The sequence below is a fragment of the Microcoleus sp. w2-18bC1 genome (assembly GCF_036700365.1).
Taxonomy (GTDB): domain Bacteria; phylum Cyanobacteriota; class Cyanobacteriia; order Cyanobacteriales; family Microcoleaceae; genus Microcoleus.
Genome location: NZ_JAUBOS010000157.1, coordinates 1 through 1,499, shown reverse-complemented (window position 1 = coordinate 1,499; position 1,499 = coordinate 1). Strand labels below are relative to the sequence as shown.

Below are 1,499 nucleotides of genomic sequence, written 5' to 3'. Positions count from 1 at the left end.
CTGTAGTTTAGACTAAAAAATCAGTGCAGCTAAAAGTAGCAGCCTTTTAGCAGAAGGCAAGCTGTTGCTCAAAAACTCAAGAGGGAGAAGATTAAACAGCTAATCTTGAAGACTTTTTGCGTCGAGAAACGCGTTTTTTAACAGTGGGATAGCACGGTGCCTTAGTACGTACCTTTCCTTTTTCCCAACCAGGGGATTTTCCCCTATGTTTAGGCGCTGTAGCGGGAGTACCAATGTCAACTAAAACCGACAACATTGATTGGGCAACACGTCCAGGAGTTAAATTAATCGTAGCAGATTGCCAAGGAAGTCGATTTTCCAGAACTAAATCCCTAGCCAGCCAGAGTTGCCAACTCATCAATGGCATTAAATCGCTCCAACGATCAGATTGTTCAGGAGTTCTGAAGTTAGGCAATGTCCAATGTAATCGTTGCTTGACAAATCTATACCAATGATCCACTCCAAAACGTCGTAAATACTTAAACCAAACAGTTTCTAAGGGTAGAGTTCGTTCTCCAACCCAAGCCAACCATAAGGGTGGAAACGGCTGACCATTTGACATGGGCTTCATTCTTTCGACGAGGATTAAATTTACTCCCTGTTCAGGCGCACGATAAAAATGTAAGTCAAGCCATTGACTGACTCGGACTTGTCCCAACCCTGGATGTTCGTCAATTTCAATCACAGTATCCGTTTGGAGCCATGTGGTTGGGTCGTTGAGTCTCATTTTCTGCCCATGTTTCCGTGGCCTACCGCGACCACTATAGGCTGGTGGTGCTGACCACAAACAGGCATTCTTTCGGACTCTCATTAAACAATCAGCTTGAATATCTGCTTGCGCCAGTACCCAATTTGCATTCCCATATTCTCGATCTAAAACTGCTAAAACTGGGTTGACGCTCTGTTCACAAACAAGTTTGAGTTGGGAAGCTGCTTTTTCTATTGGCGAAGACCAACTACTAATTCGTTCATGTAGTAGGGGTAATGCCCAACTTCCTTCTGCTTCGGGTATCCACGCAATTGTACTGTACCCCTGTCCAATAATTACGCCTTTGTGATATTCATGGGTTCTGTCTTGTAATGTTTTGGCATCTGGTCTGCCCCATGCAGTATGATCGATTGCCACTAAAACGTGTTCCGTTGAGGATGCTTCCTCCTGTAATTGCTCCAGATACAGCAGCATCAGTTTTTTCCGGTCTGGTCTACAGTCTTGCAATGCCTCGTAGACGCTTGGCCATTGACGATGGAATAATGGATTGAGCGAAAATTCCGCCAAACAGGCTGCATTCCTGGTCGTCATCACTGCATCCATCAGCTCGAATGTGGCATCCTTGGCTTTGACCAATAACTCGTATGCTGCTTGACGAAAGTCCTTTAATCGTTCACTGTTCATTTAGGGAGTGGATAGGTTTTATTTTTCACCCTTATTCTCTCCCGGCGCGGTGGCTTTAGTTCTTCTCAAAGCCACCGTTCTCATCTTTATTTAGTCTAAAGTACAG

At 44.6% G+C, this 1,499-nt stretch carries 1 protein-coding gene; it reads right to left on the bottom strand.

Annotated features, from left to right (window positions below):
* Positions 1-91 precede the first annotated feature (91 nt).
* Positions 92-1,393, bottom strand: coding sequence for an NF041680 family putative transposase (locus QT979_RS28805; protein ID WP_333312380.1), 1,302 nt, complete (start codon positions 1,391-1,393; stop codon positions 92-94).
* Positions 1,394-1,499 lie beyond the last annotated feature (106 nt).